The sequence below is a fragment of the Monashia sp. HAY1-2A genome (genome assembly GCF_056755315.1).
In genome coordinates this window covers 1-232 of sequence record NZ_JBNDHY010000839.1, presented here as the reverse complement: position 1 = coordinate 232, position 232 = coordinate 1, and the positions used below count along the sequence as shown (strand labels likewise).

The 232-nt window shown below is 71.6% G+C and carries 1 protein-coding gene; it reads left to right on the top strand.

Annotated elements, in window-relative coordinates; genetic code table 11:
• Positions 1-9: 9 nt before the first annotated feature.
• Positions 10-232 (top strand): DUF805 domain-containing protein (locus ACPYOM_RS24130; protein WP_481347921.1); only part of this gene is annotated, 223 nt, incomplete at its 3' end.

Below are 232 nucleotides of genomic sequence, written 5' to 3'. Positions count from 1 at the left end.
GGCTGGTGGCTGCTCATCGGGCTGGTCCCGTCCGTCGGCGCCATCGTACTCATCGTCTTCTTCGCCACCGAGGGCAACTGCGGCGCCAACCAGTACGGCGCGGACCCCAAGGGCATAGAGTCCGGCGCCGCCCCGGCGACCGTCTGCCGCGTCACCGCACGAAGGCCTCGACGCCGCCCACCTCAGGGTAGGCGGCGTCGCCGCGTGTCTGGGGTCCTTCGGGATCCGAACG